Origin of the sequence: Castellaniella sp. (genome assembly GCF_041675725.1) — a bacterium.
Classification (GTDB): Bacteria; Pseudomonadota; Gammaproteobacteria; order Burkholderiales; family Burkholderiaceae_B; genus Castellaniella.
Genome location: NZ_JBAYTI010000108.1, coordinates 1 through 4989 on the forward strand (window position 1 = coordinate 1; position 4989 = coordinate 4989).

Below are 4989 nucleotides of genomic sequence, written 5' to 3' on the forward strand. Positions count from 1 at the left end.
CTACCCGCCGGGCCCGTGCCTCGGGGTTGAGCCGCAACAGATCCACCGGGGCGTCTCCGGCCGCCTTGAACAGCACTTGGGGGCTGAATGAAGCGGGCCGGCTGACCGGCGCCTGCCCGGCCAGCGCCTTGAGCAAGGTGGTCTTGCCGCTGCCATTGGGCCCCAGCACGGCGATCAACTGCCCCGCCTGCAGCGGCCGGGGTGTGAAATCCCGCAGCACCGCGCGGTGATCCGTGCGGTCGCCCGGGCGTCGGCCATAGCGCACCTGCAGGTGCCGGATGTCGAGCATCATAGGGGCCGCCGCCATAGGACCAGCAGGAAGAACGGCACGCCCACCAGCGAGGTGACGATGCCGATCGGCAGGATCAGCCCTGGCACCAGGCTCTTCGAGGCCAGCGCCGCGAGCGTCAGCACCAGCCCGCCCAACAGCGCGCTGCCGGGCAGGTAGTATCGCTGGTCCTCGCCCAGCAGCAGGCGCGCCATGTGCGGCGCCATCAGCCCCACGAAGCCGATCGTGCCGGCGAACGCCACCGCCAGCGCCGCCAGCAGGCTGATGCGCAGCAGGGCCCGCAGGCGCAGATGCGCCACGTGAATCCCGAAACTGGCCGCGCGCGCCTCGCCCAGGCGCAGCGCCGTGAGGGGGTGCGCGTCGCGCAGCGACCAGGGCAGTGTCAGCGCCACCGCCAGCAACAGCACCGCGACCACGGGCCACGAGGCGCGTTCGAGGCTGCCCATGGTCCAGAACACCAGACCCTGCAGCGCCTGGGCGCTGGCCGCATACTGCACCAGCGACAGTACGGCATTGAAGGAGAACACCAGCGCGATGCCGAATAGAATCAGCCCGGTCGTGCTCAGCCCGCCCCAGCGCGCCAGCAGATCCAGCAGCAGGGCGGCCCCCAGCGCGAACACAAAGGCGTTCAGCACCACCGCCCACTCGGCCCAGGCATCGGGTACCCCCGGCAGGGTCCAGCCCAGCACGATGGCCAGCGCAGCGCCCAGGGCCGCGGCCGATGCCACCCCCAGCGTGAACGGGCTGGCCAGCGGGTTGTCCAGCACGGTCTGCATCTCGGCCCCCGCCAGGCCCAGCGCCAGGCCCACCGCCAGCGCCATCCCGGCATGCGGCAGGCGCAAATCCCAGACGATCACCCGCGTCAGTTCGGACACCTGCCCAGGCTGCCACACGGCCTGCCAGAGCTCGGCGGGCCCCAGCGCCGCCGGCCCGCTCAGCACGTCGGCCGCCATCGCGAGCAGCAGGGCCGCCGCCAGCAGCGCCAGCCCCAGAAGCCGGCGGCGCATCAGCGCCCGGTGCTGCTGCCACAGGGCGGGCGCCGGCGCCGAACCGCTCGTCGGCGCCGGACTGCTCGCCAGCGTCGGACCGCTCGCCGGCGCTGGCTCGCCCGCTGGCGCGTTCGCCGGCACACTGGGGTCCGTGTCCTTCGCCGCTGTATTCATGGGTGACGCTCAGGGATGGCGCGATCGTTCGTACAGCCAGCATCGTAGCCCATCTGCGCGAGCCACTGCGCAGGCCACTGGATGCAAAATGAGCGACAATACCCTTAAAGACCCAGAGACCACGCCATGGAAAACACCCAACCCCCACGCCCTATCCGCCAGGTGGCCGTGTGCGGCGCCGGCGTCATGGGCGCCCAGATCGCCGCTCATTGTGCCAACGCCGGCCTGCCCGTCGTTCTGTTCGACCTCGCCAGCCCGCCCGGCGGGCCCGGCAGCGCTGCACCCGCCGATCGCCATGCCATCGTGCAGCGTGCCCTGGCCCAGCTGGCGCGCCTCAAGCCGGCGCCCCTGGGCGTGCCCCAGGCCGTGCAGCGCATCCGCGCCGCTAATTACGAAGACGATCTGGCCTTGCTGGCCGGCTGCGATCTGGTCATCGAGGCCGTGGCCGAGCGCCTGGACATCAAGCGCGACCTTTACCACCGTCTCGCGCCGCACGTGGCCCCGCACGCCCTGCTCGCCAGCAACACGTCGGGGCTGTCGCTCACGGCGCTGGCCGATGCGCTGCCCGAGGCCCTGCGCCCGCGCTTCTGCGGCGTGCACTTCTTCAACCCGCCGCGCTACATGCCGCTGGTCGAACTCATCCCCACCGCGCACACCCGGCCCGAGCTGCTCGATACGCTCGAAACCTTTCTGGTCAGCCGCCTGGGCAAGAACGTCGTGCGCGCGCACGATACGCCCAACTTCATCGGCAACCGCATCGGCGTGTTCGGCATCCTGTCCGTGTTCCATCACACGCAGGCGTTCGGTCTGTCCTTCGACCTGGTGGACGAACTCACCGGCACGCGCCTGGGCCGGGCCAAATCCGGCACTTTTCGCACGGCCGACGTGGTCGGGCTGGATACCCTGGCCCACGTGATCCGCACCATGCAGGACCAGCTCCCAGACGATCCCTTCCATGCCCACTTTGGCGTCCCGCCGGTGCTGCAAGGCCTGCTCGATGCCGGCGCCCTGGGGCAAAAGACCGGCGCGGGCTTTTATAAGAAAGAGGGCAAGGCCATTCTGCGGCTGGACCCGGCCAGCGGCCAATACGTGCCTGCCGGCGCTTCGGTGGACGACACGGTGCGCGCCATGCTGGCGCAGCGCGACCCCGCGCAGCGGCTTGCCGCGCTGCACGCCAGCGACCACCCCCAGGCGCAGTTCGTCTGGGCCGTGCTGCGCGATGCCTTCCATTACAGCGCCGTGCACCTGGGGGCGATCGCCGACTCCGCGCGCGCCCTCGACAGCGCCATGCGCTGGGGCTTCGGCCACGCGCTGGGCCCGCTCGAACTCTGGCAGGCCGCGGGCTGGCAGGCCGTGGCGGGCTGGGTGGCAGACGACATCGAGGCCGGCAAGGCGCTCAGCAGCGCGCCGCTGCCGGCCTGGGTTACCCAGGGGCCAGTCTGGCAGGATCAGCAGGTGCACGGCGCGGCCGGCTCGTTCAGCCCGGCGCGCAACACCTTTGTGCCGCGCAGCACGCTGCCGGTGTATGCTCGCCAGGTGGGCGCAGAGCGGCTGGTGGGCGAACCGCCGGCCCTGCAGCCGCGCACCGTGTTCGAGACGGACGCGGTCCTGGCCTGGACCCTGCCACAGCCCGGGCCGGATGACGTGTTGGTCGTGTCCTTCAAAACCAAAATGCACACCCTGGGGCCGGGCGTGGTCGACGGCGTGCTGCAGGCGCTCGAACGCGCCGAGCAAGGCTTTGCCGGCCTGGTCGTCGGCCAGCTGGGCGACCCGTTCTCGGCGGGGGCCGACCTGAAAGCCATGTTGCCGGCGTTCGCCAGCGGCGGCGTGGCAGCCATCGAGCCGCTACAGCGCAGCATGCAAGACATGACCGCGCGCCTGGCCACGGCCCAGGTGCCGGTGGTCGCCGCGCTGGCCGGCCTGGCGTTGGGTGGCGGCTGCGAACTGGCCCTGCACTGCGCCCGGCGCGTGGCTTACTTCGAGACCTGGATGGGCCTGGTCGAAGCCGGCATGGGGCTGGTGCCCGGGGCCGGGGGCCTGGCCTGGGCGGCCCGCCGCGCGGCCGAACTGCAGGCCGACGGGGCACCCGATGCGCCGCTGCTCGCCTTCCTGAAGCGCTTCATGGAAACCATCGCCACCGCCCGCGTATCCACTTCGGCCCCGGACGCCCGCGCCCTGGGCTGGCTGCGCGCCAGCGACCCGGTCGTCATGCAGCGCCACGAGCTCCTTACCGTGGCCGTGCGCGAAGCACGCCAGATGGCCGATGCCGGCTGGCATCCGCCGGCCGCGGGCCCCTTCCCGGTGGCCGGGCGCGATGCGATCGCCACCCTGCGCGCGCAGCTGCTCAACCTGCAGGTGGGCGGCTTCATCACCGAACATGATGCCACCGTCGCCACCCAGGTGGCCACCGTGCTCTGCGGGGGCGACGTGGACCCCGGCAGCCTGGTGTCCACCCACTGGATGCATGCGCGCGAGCGCGAGGCCTTTCTGGGCCTGCTGGGGCATCCCAAGACCCAGGCCCGCATCGCCGGTTTCATCCAGACCGGCAAGCCCGTGCGTAACTAGGAGCCGGCCATGAGTACACTGCACACCGCTTACATCGCCGCCGCCACCCGCACCCCCATCGGCAAGGCGCCGCGCGGCATGTTCGCCCACCAGCGGCCAGACGAGCTGCTGGCCACCACCTTGCGCGGCCTGCTCGCGCAGGCCCCGGGGCTGGACCCGGGCGCCATCGAAGACGTGATCGTGGGCTGCGCCATCCCCGAAGGCCCCCAGGGCCTGAACGTGGGCCGCGTCGCCAGCCTGCTCGCCGGCCTGCCGGTGTCCGTGCCCGGGGCCACCATCAACCGGTTTTGCGCCTCCGGCCTGACGGCGGTTTCCATCGCGGCCGACCGCATCCGCGTGGGCGAGGCCGACGTGCTCATCGCCGGCGGCGTCGAATCCATGAGCCAGGTGCCCACCCTGGGCGTCTGCACCAGCTTCAGCCCGCAGATCTTCGACGAGCACCTGGGCATCGCCTACGGCATGGGCGCCACGGCCGAACAAGTGGCCCAGCGCTGGCAGGTCAGCCGCGAAGACCAGGACGCCTTTGCGCTGCGCTCGCACCAGCGCGCCCTGGCGGCCCAGGCCGCCGGAGAATTCAGCGATGAAATCCTGCCTATCGACATCGTTCGCCGCCTGCCCGACCCGGCCACAGGCCAGGTACGCGAGACGCACCGCACCGTCGCGCTCGACGAAGGCCCGCGCCCGGACACCAGCCTCGAGGCCCTCGCGCGCCTGCGCCCCGTGTTCGCCGCGCGCGGCAGCGTCACCGCCGGCAACAGCTCGCAGACTTCGGATGGCGCCGGCGCGCTGCTGGTCGTCTCCGAACGCGCCCTGAAAACCCACGGCCTCACGCCGCTGGCGCGCTTCGTCACCTTTGCCGTGCGCGGCGTGCCGCCCGAAATCATGGGCATCGGCCCCAAAGAGGCTATCCCCCTGGCACTGCGCCAGGCCGGGCTGAGCCTGGCCGATATGGGCTGGATCGAGCTCAACGAA

At 71.7% G+C, this 4989-nt stretch carries 4 protein-coding genes; 2 read left to right on the forward strand and 2 right to left on the reverse strand.

Translation table 11 applies throughout. The features are described 5' to 3' along the window. Together WCZ84_RS13600 and WCZ84_RS13605 are read right to left on the reverse strand one after the other, a co-directional pair. Positions 1-292 (reverse strand): ATP-binding cassette domain-containing protein (locus tag WCZ84_RS13600; protein ID WP_372686818.1); only part of this gene is annotated, 292 nt, incomplete at its 3' end. Continuing rightward, on the reverse strand, positions 289-1296 hold the full coding sequence (locus WCZ84_RS13605) for a FecCD family ABC transporter permease (protein WP_372686821.1): 1008 nt from the start codon (positions 1294-1296) through the stop codon (positions 289-291). The genes WCZ84_RS13600 and WCZ84_RS13605, both read right to left, overlap by 4 nt. Before the next feature lie 282 nt (positions 1297-1578). Here WCZ84_RS13605 and WCZ84_RS13610 point away from each other — a divergent pair, with 282 nt between their 5' ends. Beyond that, entirely contained in the window at positions 1579-4017 is a 2439-nt protein-coding gene (locus tag WCZ84_RS13610) for a 3-hydroxyacyl-CoA dehydrogenase/enoyl-CoA hydratase family protein (protein WP_372686819.1), read from the forward strand. Between the two features lie 9 nt (positions 4018-4026). Next, positions 4027-4989 (forward strand): acetyl-CoA C-acyltransferase (locus WCZ84_RS13615; protein ID WP_372686820.1); only part of this gene is annotated, 963 nt, incomplete at its 3' end.